General features: G+C 70.7%; 13 protein-coding genes. 12 read left to right on the forward strand and 1 reads right to left on the reverse strand.

Annotated elements, in window-relative coordinates; all coding sequences use genetic code 11:
- The first annotated feature begins 4 nt into the window (after positions 1-4).
- The gene (locus tag ACYVLJ_RS17790; protein WP_460439420.1) at positions 5-1381 is read left to right on the forward strand and encodes an OFA family MFS transporter; all 1377 of its coding nucleotides are present in this window, start codon (positions 5-7) and stop codon (positions 1379-1381) included.
- Between the two features lie 31 nt (positions 1382-1412).
- On the opposite strand, the gene ACYVLJ_RS17795 is transcribed toward ACYVLJ_RS17790, so the two are convergent.
- Positions 1413-2150, reverse strand: a complete 738-nt coding sequence (locus ACYVLJ_RS17795) for a GntR family transcriptional regulator (RefSeq protein ID WP_460439421.1) — start codon at positions 2148-2150, stop codon at positions 1413-1415.
- A 260-nt stretch (positions 2151-2410) separates the two neighbouring features.
- Here ACYVLJ_RS17795 and ACYVLJ_RS17800 point away from each other — a divergent pair, with 260 nt between their 5' ends.
- The 11 genes from ACYVLJ_RS17800 (at position 2411) to ACYVLJ_RS17850 (ending at position 15756) form a co-directional block, all read left to right on the forward strand.
- Positions 2411-3406, forward strand: coding sequence for a 2-dehydropantoate 2-reductase (locus ACYVLJ_RS17800; RefSeq protein WP_460439422.1), 996 nt, complete (start codon positions 2411-2413; stop codon positions 3404-3406).
- A 13-nt stretch (positions 3407-3419) separates the two neighbouring features.
- Complete coding sequence (locus ACYVLJ_RS17805; RefSeq protein ID WP_460439423.1) at positions 3420-5333, forward strand: molybdopterin oxidoreductase family protein; 1914 nt, start codon at positions 3420-3422, stop codon at positions 5331-5333.
- A gap of 2 nt (positions 5334-5335) precedes the next feature.
- A complete protein-coding gene (locus ACYVLJ_RS17810; RefSeq protein ID WP_460439424.1) occupies positions 5336-7078 on the forward strand; it encodes an NAD(P)H-dependent oxidoreductase subunit E in 1743 nt (580 codons plus the stop codon).
- Entirely contained in the window at positions 7075-7932 is an 858-nt protein-coding gene (locus tag ACYVLJ_RS17815; protein WP_460439425.1) for a 2Fe-2S iron-sulfur cluster-binding protein, read from the forward strand. Before ACYVLJ_RS17810 ends, ACYVLJ_RS17815 begins: the two co-directional genes overlap by 4 nt.
- Positions 7933-8072: 140 nt before the next feature.
- The gene (locus ACYVLJ_RS17820) at positions 8073-8885 is read left to right on the forward strand and encodes a hydroxypyruvate isomerase family protein (RefSeq protein WP_460439426.1); all 813 of its coding nucleotides are present in this window, start codon (positions 8073-8075) and stop codon (positions 8883-8885) included.
- A complete protein-coding gene (locus ACYVLJ_RS17825) occupies positions 8882-9769 on the forward strand; it encodes an NAD(P)-dependent oxidoreductase (RefSeq protein ID WP_460439427.1) in 888 nt (295 codons plus the stop codon). The genes ACYVLJ_RS17820 and ACYVLJ_RS17825 overlap by 4 nt, the downstream gene beginning before the upstream one ends.
- A 1-nt stretch (position 9770) precedes the next feature.
- The gene (gcl, locus tag ACYVLJ_RS17830; protein WP_460439428.1) at positions 9771-11459 is read left to right on the forward strand and encodes a glyoxylate carboligase; all 1689 of its coding nucleotides are present in this window, start codon (positions 9771-9773) and stop codon (positions 11457-11459) included.
- Positions 11460-11653: 194 nt separating this feature from the next.
- On the forward strand, positions 11654-12523 hold the full coding sequence (locus ACYVLJ_RS17835; RefSeq protein WP_460439429.1) for an FAD binding domain-containing protein: 870 nt from the start codon (positions 11654-11656) through the stop codon (positions 12521-12523).
- A complete protein-coding gene (locus ACYVLJ_RS17840) occupies positions 12514-12984 on the forward strand; it encodes a (2Fe-2S)-binding protein (protein ID WP_460439430.1) in 471 nt (156 codons plus the stop codon). Before ACYVLJ_RS17835 ends, ACYVLJ_RS17840 begins: the two co-directional genes overlap by 10 nt.
- Positions 12981-15272 (forward strand): xanthine dehydrogenase subunit D, encoded by a 2292-nt coding sequence (pucD, locus tag ACYVLJ_RS17845; protein WP_451973017.1) that lies wholly within the window; start codon positions 12981-12983, stop codon positions 15270-15272. Before ACYVLJ_RS17840 ends, pucD begins: the two co-directional genes overlap by 4 nt.
- A 1-nt stretch (position 15273) precedes the next feature.
- On the forward strand, positions 15274-15756 hold the full coding sequence (locus tag ACYVLJ_RS17850; protein WP_460439431.1) for a nucleoside deaminase: 483 nt from the start codon (positions 15274-15276) through the stop codon (positions 15754-15756).
- Positions 15757-15803: the final 47 nt, after the last annotated feature.

Here is a 15803-nt window from a genome sequence, read left to right on the forward strand (position 1 = left end):
TTTCATGACCGCAGCCACTTACCAGGAGATAGTCGACGAGAACGGGAGAATCTACCGGGTAGGCGAGTCCCCGCAGGACATCATGGGGCGCTCGCGCAGCTGGATGGTCTGGCTGCCCTGGATCGCCATGATGGCGGTCAGCGTGTTCGAGTACGGCTGGGGTGCCGTCGAAGGAACCCTCGAAGAGAAGTACGGCTGGTCCCTGTCCGACGCGTTCTGGCTGGCCAGCATCTGGGCGGTGTTCCAGGCCGGGGTGGCGTTCCCGGCCGGCCGGCTCCGGGAACGCAACGTCGTCTCGGCCAAGACGGCGATGCTGCTCGGTGCCCTGTTCAGCGGCATCGGCTACTTCACCATCGCGCACAGCGGGAACCTGACGCTGGCGTTCGCCGGGTACTCGGTCCTTGGCGGCACCGGCGCCGGGCTCGTGTACGCGACCTGCATCAACATGGTCGGCAAGTGGTACCCGGAGAAGCGCGGCGCGCGGACGGGGTTCGTGAACGGCGGCTTCGCCTACGGCTCGGTGCCGTTCATCTACCTGTTCAGCGCGTTTCTCGGGCACGAGAACGTCACCGGGGTCCTCGACGGGATCGGCCTCTACATGCTGGTCGTCGTCGGTGTCTGCGGGTTCCTGTTCAAGGACCCGCCGAAGAGCTGGTGGCCGAAGGAGGTCGACCCGCTCACCTGGGCCAAGGGCAAGACCGGCGTGAAGACGCTGAGCAAGAACCCGCCGGCGGTCCGGCAGTTCACGCCGATGGAGGCGATCCGGACCGGCATGCTCCCGCTGATGTGGGTGTGCCTGGTGATCATCGGCGGCGTCTCGCTGTTCGGCATCAACTTCCAGGTGCCGTTCGCCAAGGAGAGCCACTTCGGCGCCTTCGTCGCGGCGTCCTCGGCCGGCGTGCTGGCGATCGTGAACGGCACCGGCCGCGCGGTCGTCGGCTGGGCGTCGGACAAGCTCGGGCGCAAGCAGACGCTGACGCTGGTGCTCGTGATCGCGGCCGCCGCCCAGTTCGGCGTGCTGTACGCCGGGAACACGCACAGCCTGGTCCTGTTCATGGTGTTCGCGTTCCTGACCGGGTTCGGCGGCGGTGCCTTCTACCCGCTGTTCGCCGCGCTCGTACCGGACTACTTCGGCGAGAACAACAACGCGTCGAACTACGGCCTGGTCTACAGCGCGAAACTGGTCGGTGGCGTCGGCGGCGGCGGGCTCGCCGCGGGCGTCATCAGCGCGTGGGGCTACACCGGCGCGTACGTCCTCGCCGGGTGCATCGCGCTCCTGTCCGCGGTGCTGACGCTGTTCCTGCGCCAGCCCGGCCGGACACGCCACCAGCTCGCCGAAACCGAGCTGGTGGCGCGGCCGTCCGCCGCGGCGGGCGGCTGATCCGGTTACCCGCTCCCCGGTCCTGCCTCAATCAGGATCGGGGAGCCTCCGGACGTTCGTGGTAGGCCTGGCGGGTCCGTTCGGTGTGCTTGGCCATGATCTTCTCGGCCGCGTCGGCGTCCTGGTCGGCGATCGCGGTGATCAGCTCCTCGTGCTCGTGCCAGGCGTCCTGCCCGCGAGGCCGGGCGATCGGCGTGTAGTACCAGCGGACCCGGCGGTCGACGAGCCCGATCAGCTCCGCGAGCACGGCGTTCCCGGACAGCTCGGTGATAAACGTGTGCAGGGCGGCATTGGCGGCCACCAGGCCTTCGGTGTCCTCTTCGGCCAGTGCCTCGACGCCGGTCTTCTGCAGTTCCCAGAGCCGTTTGACGTCCTCCTCGGTGGCCCGGCCGGCGGCGAGCTTCGCGGAGTGCGTCTCCAGCACGCTGCGGACGCTCAGCAGCTGGTCCGCTTCTTCGTCGGTCGGCAGGTGCACGAAGGCGCCCTGGGCGGGACGCAGGTCGACCCAGCCCTCGCTCTGGAGTCGTTGCAGGGCCTCGCGGACGGGCTGCCGGCTGACGCCGAGGTACTCGGCCAGGTCGGCTTCGACCAGGTGCTGCCCGGGTTCGAGGGTGCGGTTGATGATCAGCTCGGCGAGGGCTTCGTAGACGACCTGCCGCAGCGGCGCGGGCCGTTCGACGCGCTTGGCGGCGGTCGAGCTGAGCGAGCCCTTGGCCGTGCGGCGGCCGGACGGGCCGCGGTCTGGGAGCGGGGAAGCGGGCTGGCTCACGGGACACCTCGAAGGGGAGAGGAACGCGACGATCTCTCCGTTCAGGATACAGGTTTTGGTATGCAAAATCCCGGATTCTCACCCCGCCGAGGCGATTTCGCCCGATGTGGATCCATGTCGTGACCCGATGTGTCCGGTTTGCCGGTCTCGGCTGGGCTTCCCGGGTGGTGCGGTGTCGCGCTGGGCGAGACCTCTGGTCACCCGGGAGGATCCAGGATACTGTATGCAATCACGTGCTCGACCGAAGTGGGAGGCACATCATGAAGGTGGCTGTTCTCGGCGCCGGGGCGATCGGCGCCTACGTCGGGGCCGCGTTGCACCGCGGCGGGACCGAGGTGCACCTGATCGCCCGGCGGGCCCACCTCGCCGCGATGCGCGAGCACGGCGTCCGGGTGCTGAGCCCGCGCGGCGACTTCACCGCGCACCCGCACGTCACGGACGACCCGGCCGAAGTCGGCGAAGTGGACTTCGTCTTCCTCGGCCTCAAAGCCAACTCCTACGCCACGTGCGGACCGCTCCTCGCGCCGTTGCTCGGCCCGGAGACCGCGGTCGTCGCCGCGCAGAACGGCATCCCGTGGTGGTACTTCCACGGCCTGGCCGGGCATCCGCTCGAAGGGCACCGCGTCGAGACGGTCGACCCGGGCGGCTCGGTCACCGACGTCCTCGAGCTGAGACGCGCGATCGGCTGCGTCGTCTACTGCTCCACCGTCATCGAAGAACCGGGCGTGATCCGGCACCTGGAAGGCACGCGGTTCTCCCTCGGTGAGCCGGACGGCGCAATCTCCGCGCGCTGCAAGGTGCTCAGCGCGGCGATGATCGCCGGCGGGCTCAAGGCCCCGGTCGAAGCCCGGCTGCGCGACGACATCTGGATCAAGCTGATGGGCAACGTCGCGTTCAACCCGCTCTCGGCGCTGACCCGGGCGACGATGGCCCAGATGTGCGAGCACGCCGACACGCGCGCGCTCGTCGCCACGATGATGACCGAAACCCTCGCCATCGCCCGCGCGGCGGGCAGCGACCCGGGTGTCTCGGTCGAGAAGCGCATCGACGGCGCCTGGCGCGTCGGCCACCACAAGACGTCGATGCTGCAGGACCTCGAAGCGGGCAAGCCCCTGGAGATCGACGCGATCATCGGGGCGGTCGTCGAGCTGGCCGGCCTCACCGGCGTGCCCGCGCCGGCGCTGGGGCACGTCCACGCCGCGATCTCGCTGCTCGACCACACCAGCAACTCGCCCGTCCCCGTCGGGGCGCACTGAACCGGAGGTGCCCGTGAAGCGCAAGAAGACCGAACCGTACGTCCGGCTCACCCGGCCCCTGGTGCGCGACTCGGGAGTGCTGCGCCCGGCCACCTGGGACGAAGCCCTGGACCGGGCCGCCGAGGGGATCCGCCGCACCCTGGACGCCAAGGGACCCGAGGCGTTCGGGATGTTCTCGTGCGCCCGGGCGACCAACGAGATGAACTTCGTCGCGCAGAAGTTCACCCGCGCGGTGATCGGGACGAACAACGTCGACTCGTGCAACCGCACCTGCCACGCGCCGAGCGTCGCCGGGCTGGCGCGGGCGTTCGACAGCGGCGGCGGCACGTCGTCCTACCAGGAGATCGAGGACGCCGACGTCATCGTGATCTGGGGCGGCAACCCCCGCGAGGCGCACCCGATCTTCTTCCAGCACGTGCTGAAGGCCGTCCACAAGGGAGCGAAGCTCTTCGTCGTCGACCCGCGGCAGACGAGCACCGCGAAGTGGGCGCACCGGCAGTTGCAGCTCGAAGTCGGCACGGACATCCCCCTGGCGCACGCGATCGCCCGCGAGATCATCCACTCCGGACTCGCGAACACGACGTTCATCGAACGTGCCACCGAGGGGTTCGCGGAGTTCGCGGCGTCGGTCGAGCCGTGGACGCCGGAGGTCGCGGAGAAGACGACCGGGGTGCCCGCCGAGCTGATCCGCGAACTGGCCCACACCTACGCCCGCGCCGACCGCGCGCAGCTGTCGTGGACCCTCGGCATCACCGAGCACCACAACGGCACCGACAACGTCCTGGCGCTGATCAACCTCGCGTTGCTGGCGGGGCAGGTCGGCCGCTACGGCGCCGGGCTGAACCCCCTGCGCGGGCAGAACAACGTCCAGGGCGGCGGCGACATGGGCGCCATCCCGGACCGGCTGCCGGGCTTCCAGGACATCCTCGACGCGGACGTGCGGGCGAAGTTCGACGCCGCGTGGGGCTCGTCGATCCCGCCGCACAAGGGGCTCAACCTGACGCAGATGCTCGACGCGATGGAACGCGGCGATCTGACCTGCGTGTACGTCATCGGCGAGAACCCGGTCCAGTCCGAAGCGGACTGCGAACACACGATCAAACGGCTGTCCACCGTGGACCACCTGATCGTCCAGGACATCTTCCTGACCAAGACCGCGCAGCTGGCCGACGTCGTGCTGCCCGCGTCGGCGGCGTGGTGCGAGAGCGAGGGCACGTTCACCAACTCCGAACGCCGCGTCCAGCGCGTCCGCAAGGCCCTCGAACCACCGGAAGGCGCGCGCGACGACATCGAGCTGCTTTCCGAGCTGGCACGCAGGCTCGGCCACGACTGGCACTACGCCGGCGGCCAGGAGGTCTGGGACGAACTGCGCTCGCTGTCCCCCATGCACGCCGGGATGTCCTACGCGCGACTCGAAGAGCTGGGTGGCATCCAATGGCCCTGCTACACCGAGGACACCCTCGAACCGACGTTCCTGCACGGGCGCCTGTGGGCCGAGGATCCGGCCGAGCGCGGCCGCCCGGCGCCGTTCACGGTGCTCGAGCACAGCCCGCCGGTCGACCTGCTCACCGAGGAGTTCCCGATCCGGCTCACCACCGGACGGCGCCTCGACTCCTACAACACCGGCGTCCAGTCCGGCGGGTTCCCGTCGCCGCTGCGGCAGGGCGAGACCCTGGACCTCTGCCCGGAGGACGCGCGGTCGCTCGGCGTCGAACCCGACGAACTGGTCCGCATCTCCTCGCGACGCGGCGAGATCGTCGCCCCGGTCCGGCTCGACACCGGGCTGAAGCCGGGGCTGGCGTTCATGACCTTCCACTTCCCGGACGAGATCGACGTCAACATCATCACCATCGAGGCGACCTGCCCGATCGCCGGGACGGCGGAGTACAAGGCCGCGGCGATCCGCGTCGAGAAGCTGGCGGTCTGACGGTGGACCTCAAACTCCTCGACGCGGTCGCGACCCGGGAGGAACGCGAAGCGGTCGCGGAGTTCGCCGGTGGCGGGCGGGACCAGCTGCTGCCCGCGCTGCACGCGGTGAACGACCGGGTCGGCTGGATCAGCCAGGGCGCGCTCAACCTCATCTGCGAGACGCTGCACGTCCCACCCGCGGACGCGTACGGCGTCGCGAGCTTCTACTCCCTGTTCGCGCTGGACGAGCGTCCTGAACGAGTAGTGCACGTGTGCACCGACCTGGCCTGCCGGCTCAAGGGCGCGGACACCGTGTGCGACGTCCTCACCGAGCACGTCGGCGCCGCGGGGAAGGCACGCGGCGGGGTCACGTGGCTGCGCAGCCCGTGCCTGGGCGTCTGCGAACGGGCCCCCGCGGCGCTGACGTTCCAAGCCGGTGATCCCGCCACGACGGAGCTGGTCGCGCCCGCGACCGGCGCGTCGGCGGTGCTGGCCGCGCAGCGTTCTCCCGCAGGCGAAGGCTCGCCGCCGGTGATCCACCAGAAGGACGGACTGCGGCTGCTGCGCCGCGTCGGCGTGGTCGACCCGTCCAGTTTGGACGACTACCGCGCCACGGGCGGCTACGCGGCCCTGCGGAACGCGCTGCGGATGGGTCCGGCGGCGGTCATCCGGGAGGTCACCGACTCGGGCCTGCTGGGCCGCGGCGGCGCGGCGTTCCCGACCGGCCGCAAGTGGTCCGCGACGGCCGGGCAGCCCGTGCGGCCGCACTACCTGGTGTGCAACGCCGACGAGAGCGAACCCGGCACGTTCAAGGACCGCGTGCTCCTCGAAGGCGACCCGTTCGCACTGGTGGAGTCGATGACGATCGCCGCCCACGCGATCGGCGCGTCCCACGGTTACGTCTACCTGCGCGGCGAATACCCGCGCGCATTGCGGCTCCTGCGCAACGCCCTCGAGGTCTGCCGCGAGCGCGGGTTCCTCGGCGAGGACATCATGGGCCACGAGGGGTTCTCGTTCGACATCGAGATCCGCCGCGGCGCGGGCGCGTACATCTGCGGCGAGGAGACCGCGATCTTCAACTCGATCGAGGGCTTCCGCGGCGAACCCCGCACGAAGCCGCCGTTCCCGGTCGAACAGGGCCTGTTCGGCAGGCCGACCGTGGTGAACAACGTCGAGACGCTGGCGAACGTCCCGCTGATCCTCACCGAGGGGGCCGCTGCCTACCGGGCGATCGGCACCGAGGCGTCAGCCGGGCCGAAGCTGTTCTGCCTGTCCGGGAACGTCGAACGGCCGGGCGTCTACGAAGTGCCGTTCGGCACGACGCTGCGGTCTCTGCTCGACCTGGCCGGGGGAGTGCCCGACGGGCGCTCCCTGCGCGCGATCCTCCTGGGCGGCGCCGCGGGCGGGTTCGTCCGGCCCGACGAGCTGGACCTGCCGCTCACGTTCGAGGATGCCCGTGCGGCGAAGACAACGCTCGGCTCCGGGGTCGTGCTGGTGCTCGACGACCTCGCCGACCTCGGCGGGTTCCTGCTCCGGATCGCGGAGTTCTTCCGCGACGAGTCGTGCGGGCAGTGCGTCCCGTGCCGGCTCGGGACCGTGCGGCAGGAGGAGGCGATCCGGCGGGTGCTGTCCGCCGGGTCGGACGAGCGTCCGCTCCTGCGTGAAGTCGGGCAGGTGATGCGCGACTCGTCGATCTGCGGGCTCGGCCAGACCGCCTGGAACGCCATCGAATCCGCGATCGACCGGCTGGGAGCGCTGCAATGACCATTGTGGACATCGGAATCCCGCGACGGCTGGTCGAGTTCACTGTGGACGGTGAGGCGGTCCGGGTCCCGGAGGGCTCGACGATCCTCGACGCGTGCACGGCGGCGGGCAAGGACATCCCGACGCTGTGCTACGGCGACACCCTCGAACCGGCCAATGCCTGCCGCGTCTGCATGGTCGAGGTCGAGGGCTCGCGGACGCTGGTGCCGTCGTGCTCCCGCAAGGCCGAGGCGGGCATGGTGGTGCGCACCGACTCCGAGCGGACCCGCACCAGCCGGAAGGTCGTGCTGGAGCTGCTGGCCTCGGCGACGGATCTCTCGACCACTCCCGGCGTCGCGGAGTGGATGGCCTCGGCTGGCGCCGATCCGGCGCGGTTCGGCCCGGAGGCGGCGACGGTGGCGCAACCGGCCCTTGTGGACAATGAGCTGTACGTCCGGGACTACGGGAAGTGCATCCTCTGCTACAAGTGCGTCGACGCGTGCGGCGACCAGTGGCAGAACTCGTTCGCCATCAGCGTGGCCGGCCGCGGCTTCGACGCCCGGATCTCGACGGAGTTCTCGAACCCGTTGCCGGACAGCGCCTGCGTCTACTGCGGCAACTGCGTCGAGGTCTGCCCGACCGGTGCCCTGAGCTTCAAGCGCGAGTACGACAAGCGCGAGGACGGGACCTGGGACGAGTCGCGCCAGACGGAGACCACGACCGTCTGCACGTTCTGCGGGGTCGGCTGCACCCTGACCCTGCACGTCCAGGACAACGAGATCGTGAAGGTGACGTCGCCGCACGACAGCTCGGTGACGCACGGCAACCTCTGCATCAAGGGCCGCTTCGGCTGGCAGCACGTCCAGAACCGGTAGCGGCACCCGGATCGCGCGAAGGCGCCGTGGCTCGACGAGTCGCGGCGCCTTCGTCGTGCCGGGCGTTGACCGCGACGCAGGTCAGCGGCTATTCTCGATATGCGAAAGAAAAATTCCGGATAGCGAAATTTGAGGACGCGATGCCAGAAGAAGGGCACTCCCTGCCGTACGTCGCCAACCTGTCGATCCTGTTCAAGGAGGTCCCGCTGCTCGACCGGGCGGCCGCCGCGCGGGAAGCCGGGTTCACCGACGTCGAGTACTGGTGGCCGTTCGACACCGCGGCCCCCGCGCGCGACGAGGTCGACGCGTTCGTGAAGAGCCTGGACGGCGTCCGGCTGCGCGGGCTGAACTTCTACGCCGGCGACATGGCGGCGGGGGAGCGCGGCCTGGTGTCGTGGATCGGGCGCGAAACCGAGTTCGCCGACAGCCTCGTCGTCGCGCTCGGGATCGCCGAACGCACCGGTTGCCGCAGCTTCAACGCGCTCTACGGCAACCGGCTCGAGGGCGAGGACCCCGGCAAGCAGGACGACCTGGCCCTTGTCCAGCTCGCGAACGCGGCCGAGGGCGCCGCGAAGATCGGCGCGCAGCTGGTCCTCGAACCGCTCTCCGGCGCGGACCGCTACCCGCTCAAGACCGCCGCGGACGCCGTGGCCGTGCTCGACGACCTCGGGCGCGACAACGTGCGGCTGCTGGCCGACCTGTACCACCTGGCAGTCAACGGCGACGACCTCGACGCCTTGGCGACCCGGCACATCGCCCGGATCGGGCACGTGCAGATCGCCGACGCACCCGGGCGCCACCAGCCCGGCACCGGCTCGCTGGACACCGAGGGACACCTCGCGAAGCTGCAGAACGCCGGCTACGACGGGTTCGTCGGGATCGAGTACGTCCCGGAGCCCGACACCCTCACGTCGCTGGAGTGGCTGCCGAAAACCCGAAGGGGACGAGCATGAAACTGGGATTCATCGGACTGGGCGTGATGGGCGCGCCGATGGCCGCGCACCTGGTCGCGGCCGGGCACGACGTCAGCGGCTACGACGTCCACGCGGCCGCGGGGGAGAAGCTGCAGGCCGCCGGCGGCCGCGCCACGTCGAGTGTCGCGGACGCGGTGGCCGGGGCGGCCGTCGTGATCACGATGCTGCCGAACCACCCGCAGGTCGAGGAGGTCGTGCTGGCCGCGGGCGGCGTCCTCGACGTCGCCGGGCCCGGCACGCTGCTGATCGACATGAGCACCATCCGGCCCGAGACGTCGATCGCCGTCGCGGAAGCCGCGCGGGACAAGAAGATCCGTGTCCTCGACGCGCCGGTTTCGGGTGGTCAGGCGGGTGCCGAACAGGCGTCGCTGTCCATCATGGTCGGCGGATCGGAAGAGGACTTCGCCGCCGCCAAGCCCGTGCTCGACGCCGTCGGCAAGACCGTCGTGCACGTCGGCCCGCACGGCGCCGGCCAGGTCGTGAAGGCCGCCAACCAGCTCGTCGTGGGCGGGATCTACGGCCTGGTCGCCGAGGCGATCGTGCTGCTCGAAGCGTCCGGTGTGGACGCCGCCACCGGTCTCGACGTGCTCGCCGGGGGCCTGGCGGGCAGCCGGATCCTCGAGCTCAAGCGCAGGTCCATGGTGGACCGCCAGTTCGCGCCCGGGTTCCGGATCGACCTGCACCACAAGGACATGGGGATCGCCCTGGCCGCCGCCCGGCAGGCCGACGTCGCGCTCCCGCTGACCGGGCTGGTCGCCCAGCTCGTCGCCGCCGGCCGTGCCATGGGGTACGGCTCCCTGGACCACTCGGCCTTGCTGAAGGTCGTCGAACAGTTGTCGGGCCGCGTCCCGGCGGAGGTGTGACATGCCCAGAATCCCCGCGATGCAGGCGGTCGTCGACGTCCTGGAAAGCGAAGGCGTCGACACCGTCTTCGGCTGCCCGGGCGCGGCGATCCTCCCGCTGTATAACGCCCTACAGGGTCGGGCGATCCAGCACCTGATCGTCCGCCACGAAGAAGGCGCGACGCACATGGCCGACGGCTGGGCCCGGACGAACGGCAACGTCGGCGTCGCCATCGGCACGTCCGGCCCGGCCGGGACGAACATGATCACCGGGCTCTACACCGCGCACGCGGACTCGATCCCGATGATCTGCATCACCGGCCAGGCGGCGACGACCAAGTTGCACCAGGAAGCCTTCCAGGCCGTCGACATCGTCGAGATCGCCAAGCCGGTCACGAAGTGGGCGGTGCAGGTCAAGGAGGCCGCGCAGCTGCCGTGGATCTTCCGCGAGGCCTTCCGGATCGCCCGGTCCGGGCGACCGGGCCCGGTGCTCATCGACCTCCCGATCGACGTCCAGAAGCAGGACATCGAGTGGGACTCCTCGATCGACTCGCCGCTGCCCGTGACGGCGGTGAAGCCCGCGTCCGCGCGGGTCGAGCGGGCGCTCGACATGCTCCTGGCGGCCGAACGACCGCTGATCCTGGCCGGCGGCGGCGTCGTCCTCGGCGAGGCGAGCGAGCAGCTCCGGGCCGCGGCCGAGCGCCTGGACGTCCCGGTCCAGGTGACGCTGATGGGCAAGGGCAGCTTCCCCGAGGACCACGAGCTGTTCGCCGGGATGGCGGGCATCCAGACGTCGCAGCGCTGGGCGAACGCGGCCTTCCTGGAGTCGGACCTGGTGCTGGCGCTGGGCGCGCGCTTCGGCGACCGGCACACCGGCGAGCTGTCGGTGTACCGCGGCGACCGGAAGTTCATCCACGTCGACATCGAGCCCACCCAGCTGGGGAAGGTGTTCGGCCCCGACCTCGGGATCGTCTCGGACACGCGGGAGTTCCTCGACGCGCTGCTGACGGCCCTCGAAGCACGGGAAACCGCACCGAGGCGCGAGTGGGTCGGCCGGATCGGCGAACTGAAGGAAGCGCTTCCCCGCCGGGAGGACTTCGACACCCTGCCGATCAAGGCACCGCGGGTCTTCAAGGAGATCAACGAAACCTTCGGCGAGGACACCTACTTCGTCACGGCGATCGGGCTCTACCAGATCTGGTCGGGCCAGTTCCAGAAGGCGCACAAGCCGCGCCACTACCAGGTCTGCGGCCAGGCCGGCCCGCTCGGCTGGGAGATCCCCGCCGCGATCGGCGTCAAGAAGGCCAAGCCGGAAGCGGAAGTCGTCGGCGTGGTCGGGGACTACTCGTTCCAGTTCCTCGTCGAGGAGCTGGCGGTGGCCGCCCAGTACGACGTCGGGTTCGTGCTGATCATGCTGAACAACGAGTACCTCGGCCTGATCCGCCAGGCCGAGTCCGGCTACGACATGAACTTCGAAGTCGACATCCACTACGACGCGAACGGCACGGACAACGTCAAGATCATGGAGGCCTACGGCTGTTCGGGCACCCGCGTGCTCGAGCCCGGCGAGATCCGGACGTCGCTGGAGTGGGCTCGCAAGGAGGCCGAGCGCACCAGCCGGCCGGTCCTGGTGGAGATCATGATCGAGCGGGAGGGCAACGCCGCCATGGGCGCCGCGCTCGACGCCGTCAAGGAGTTCGAACCCGCCTGACGCCCGCGTGACCACGGCCGCCGCGCGAGACCCCGACCTCGCGCGGCGGCCTTTCCGCGCCGTCGATCAAGCGGTTGTCGGAAAGTACAAACGAGGGCCGTAAATTCACCCGTCTTTCAGGGGTTTTGCCGTGGTCCCGGCCACACCCGAGCGTGTCTACTTCTTCCCGAAGCAGCCCCGAAAGGACGTCCACAGTGGAATTCCTCCGACCCGCCTCGCTGGCCGACGCGCTCGCCGCGCGTGCCGCGAACCCCGGTGCGGTCCCGATCGCCGGCGGCACCGACGTGATGGTCGAAATCAACTTCGACCACCGCCGGCCGGCCGCCCTGCTCGACCTCGGCCGCGTGGCCGAGCTCCACGAGCACGGCACCGACGGCGGCCGGATCCGGATCGGCGCGGCCGTGCCCTACACCCGGATCATCACCGAACTCGGCACGCAGCTGCCCGGCCTCGCGATGGCCTCGCGGACCGTCGGGTCCCCGCAGATCCGCAACCACGGCTCGATCGGGGGCAATCTCGGCGCAGCTTCGCCCGCGGGCGACTCACACCCGGCGCTCCTCGCGGCGGACGCGGAGGTCGAGATCGCGTCGGTGCGCGGCACCCGGATCGTCGCGGCGAAGGACTTCTACCTGGGCGTCAAGCGGAACGTCCTGGAGCCGGACGAGCTGATCACGTCCGTGCTGCTCGAACCGGCCACCGGGCCGCAGCAGTTCAGCAAGATCGGCACCCGCAACGCCATGGTCATCGCCGTCGCGGCGTTCGGGCTGGCGCTGCACCCGCGGGAGCGGCGGGTGGGCACCGGCGTCGGCTCGGCCGCACCCACCCCGCGCCGGGCCCTCGAAGCCGAGGAGTTCCTGGCCGGCGAGCTGGACTGGGACGCCCCGAAGGCGCTGAACGACTCGGTGAAGCGCCGCTTCGGCGACCTGGTCGCCGGGGCCGCCGCGCCGATCGACGACGTCCGGGGGAGCGCCGCGTACCGGCGGCACGCGCTGGGCGTCATGGCGCGCCGGACGCTGACCTGGGCCTGGACCGAATACTGCGGAGGGAGCGCGAAGTGCGCGTGAACGTCACCGTCAACGGCGAGCACCGCCGGGCGGACAACGTCTGGGAAGGCGAAAGCCTGCTCTACGTGCTGCGCGAGCGGCTCGGCCTGCCGGGCTCGAAGAACGCCTGCGAGCAGGGCGAATGCGGTTCCTGCACGGTGTACCTCGACGGCGTTCCGGCGTGCGCGTGCCTGGTCGCGGCCGGGCAGGCCGAGGGCCGCGAGGTCGTCACGGTCGAGGGCCTGGCGGCGGGGGAGGCCCTCGACCCCGTGCAGGAGTCGTTCGTCGAGCGCGGCGCCGTCCAGTGCGGCTTCTGCACGCCCGGCCTGCTGGTCGCGGCGCACGACCTGATCGAGCGCGTCCCGGACCCCAGCGACGTCGAGATCCGCGAGGCCCTGGCGGGCAACCTCTGCCGCTGCACCGGCTACGAGAAGATCCTCGACGCGGTTCGTGACGCGGCCGCGAAGAAGGCCGTCCGATGAGCGCGCCGGCCCGCTCCCCGCAGGAGCTGCACGACACCATCGCGGGTGGCATCGGCGAGAGCCCGCTGCGCCCGGACGGCACGCTGAAGGTCCGCGGCGAGTTCGCCTACAGCTCGGACCTCTGGCACGAGGACATGCTGTGGGGCGCCACCCTGCGCAGCCCGCACCCGCACGCCCGGATCGTCCGCCTCGACGTCTCCCGCGCGCTGGCCCAGCCGGGCGTGCACGCGGTGCTGACGCACGAGGACGTCCCCGGTGAGAACGTCTACGGCCTCAAGTACCAGGACACCCCGGCGCTGGCCGCGGACCTGGTCCGCTACCAGGGCGAGCCGATCGCCATTCTCGCGGCCGACCACCCGGAGATCGCGCGGCAGGCGCTCAAGGAGATCGTCGTCGAGTACGACGTCCTCGAGCCGATCACCGACCCCGAACGCGCCGCGCACGACGACACGCTGCCGAAGCTGCACGAAGGCGGGAACCTGGTCCGCCACCAGCGGATCGTCAAGGGCGACCCGACCGTCACCGCGGACGTCGTCGTCTCCGGCGTCTACGAGATCGGCATGCAGGACCAGGCGTTCCTCGGCCCCGAGTCGGGTCTCGCCGTACCGGCCGAGGACGGCGGCGTCGACCTCTACCTGGCCACCCAGTGGCTGCACGTCGACCAGCGCCAGACGGCGAAAGCCCTCGGCCTGCCGTTGGAGAAGGTGCGGCTGACGCTGTCCGGCGTCGGCGGCGCCTTCGGCGGCCGCGAGGACCTGTCCATGCAGATCCACTCGTGCATGCTCGCCCTGCGCACCGGCCGTCCGGTGAAGATGAGCTACAACCGGCTCGAGTCGTTCTTCGGGCACGTCCACCGCCACCCGGCGAAGATGTACTACGAGCACGGCGCCACCCGCGACGGCAAGCTCGTCTACGTCAAGGCCCGGATGTACTTCGACGGCGGCGCGTACGCGTCGAAGACCCCGGTCGTGGTCGGCAACGGGACCACGCTCAGCGTCGGCCCGTACAACGTGCCGAACGCGCACATCGAGGGCTGGGGCGTCTACACGAACAACCCGACGTGCGGTGCGATGCGCGGGCTGGGCGCGGTCCAGCCGACCTACGCCTACGAGTCCCAAATGGACAAGCTCGCCGCGGCGCTGGGCATGGACCCGGCGGAAGTGCGGATCCTGAACGCGCTGAGCGAAGGGTCCACTGTGGTCACCGGCCAGGTGGTCGACTTCCCGGCGCCGGTCGCCGAGCTGGTGCAGCGGCTGCGCGACCTGCCGCTGCCGCCGGAGCCGGCCGGTGAGCGCGACATCCGCGAGCTGCCCGGCGGCGCGTCCAACACCACCCACGGCGAGGGTGTCGTCCGCGGCGTCGGCTACGGCGTCACGATCAAGAACATCTCCTACGCCGAAGGCCTCGACGACTACTCGACCGCCCGCGTCCGCCTGGAGGTGCTCGGCGGCGAGCCGGTGGCGATGGTGCACACCGCCGCGGCCGAGGTCGGCCAGGGGCTCGTCACGCTGCAGCAGCAGATCGCCCGCACCGAGCTGGGCCTGACCCGGGTCAGCGTGCACCCGGCCGACACGAGCGTCGGCGACGCGGGCTCCAGCTCGGCGTCTCGGCAGACGTACGTCACCGGCGGCGCGGTCCGCAACGCCTGCCGCGCGGTCGCCGAGGCCGTCTACGCGCGGCTCGGGGTGCCGGGTGAGGGCATGTCCCTGGTCGGCGGGAAGGTCGTCGCGGCCGACGGCGAGGTCGTCGCGGACCTGGCCGAGCTGCTCGGCGACACCGCGATCGAGGAGACCCGCGAGTTCCACCACCGCCAGACCTACCCCCTGGACCCGGAGACCGGGCAGGGCGACGCGCACGTCCAATACGGCTTCTCGGCCCACCGGGCGGTGGTCGACGTCGATGTCGACCTCGGCCTGGTCAAGGTCGTCCAGCTCGACTGCGCCCAGGACGTCGGCAAGGCCATGAACCCCGACGCCGTCGTCGCCCAGATCCACGGCGGCTCGGCGCAGGGCCTCGGCCTCGCCGTGATGGAGGAGATCCTGGTCGAAGACGGCAAAGTCCGGAACCCGTCGTTCACCGACTACCTCATCCCGACCATCCTCGACATGCCGCCGATGCGCGTCGACGTCCTCGAGCGCCCCGACCCGCACGCGCCCTACGGCGTCCGCGGTGTCGGCGAACCCCCGACGATCTCGGCGACCCCGGCGATCGCGAACGCCATCCGCGCGGCCACCGGCCTCGAGCTGCCGCGCGTCCCCATCCGCCCCGAGCACATCACCGGAGTCTGAGATGACCGTGTCCCTGTCCGTCGAAACCGGATGGCTCGACGAAGCCGTCCGCATCGCGGAGACCAACGTCGCGAACGGCGGCGGCCCGTTCGGTGCGCTGATCGTGCGCGACGGCGAGATCATCGCCACCGGCGTCAACCGCGTCACCGCGAACCTGGACCCGACCGCGCACGCCGAGGTCGTCGCGATCCGCGCGGCCTGCCAGGCCCTCGGCGACTTCAAGCTGGACGGCTGCGTGCTCGTCTCCAGCTGCGAACCGTGCCCGATGTGCCTGTCCTCGGCGCTGTGGGCGCGCGTGGACAAGGTCGTCTTCGCCGCCGACCGCGACGACGCCGCCAAGGCCGGCTTCGACGACCGCGCCTTCTACGAACTCTTCGACCGCCCGCGCGACACCTGGACGGTCCCCGTGACGCGACTGTCCGCAAAGGACGGTTTCGCCCCCTTCGCGGCTTGGCTCGACAAGGCCGACCGCACCGACTACTGACCCACAAGGCCAGCTGACCGGAGCACCACCGAATCGAACGTCCCGCT

Source organism: Amycolatopsis stemonae (genome assembly GCF_054781455.1).

Excerpts from the sequence above, each read along its gene's own strand:
- ACYVLJ_RS17790 (WP_460439420.1), top strand. The coding sequence starts at position 5 with ATGACCGCAGCCACTTACCAGGAGATAGTCGACGAGAACGGGAGAATC.
- ACYVLJ_RS17800 (WP_460439422.1), top strand. The coding sequence starts at position 2,411 with ATGAAGGTGGCTGTTCTCGGCGCCGGGGCGATCGGCGCCTACGTCGGG.
- ACYVLJ_RS17815 (WP_460439425.1), top strand. The coding sequence starts at position 7,075 with ATGACCATTGTGGACATCGGAATCCCGCGACGGCTGGTCGAGTTCACT.
- ACYVLJ_RS17820 (WP_460439426.1), top strand. The coding sequence starts at position 8,073 with ATGCCAGAAGAAGGGCACTCCCTGCCGTACGTCGCCAACCTGTCGATC.
- ACYVLJ_RS17825 (WP_460439427.1), top strand. The coding sequence starts at position 8,882 with ATGAAACTGGGATTCATCGGACTGGGCGTGATGGGCGCGCCGATGGCC.
- gcl (WP_460439428.1), top strand. The coding sequence starts at position 9,771 with ATGCCCAGAATCCCCGCGATGCAGGCGGTCGTCGACGTCCTGGAAAGC.
- pucD (WP_451973017.1), top strand. The coding sequence starts at position 12,981 with ATGAGCGCGCCGGCCCGCTCCCCGCAGGAGCTGCACGACACCATCGCG.
- ACYVLJ_RS17850 (WP_460439431.1), top strand. The coding sequence starts at position 15,274 with ATGACCGTGTCCCTGTCCGTCGAAACCGGATGGCTCGACGAAGCCGTC.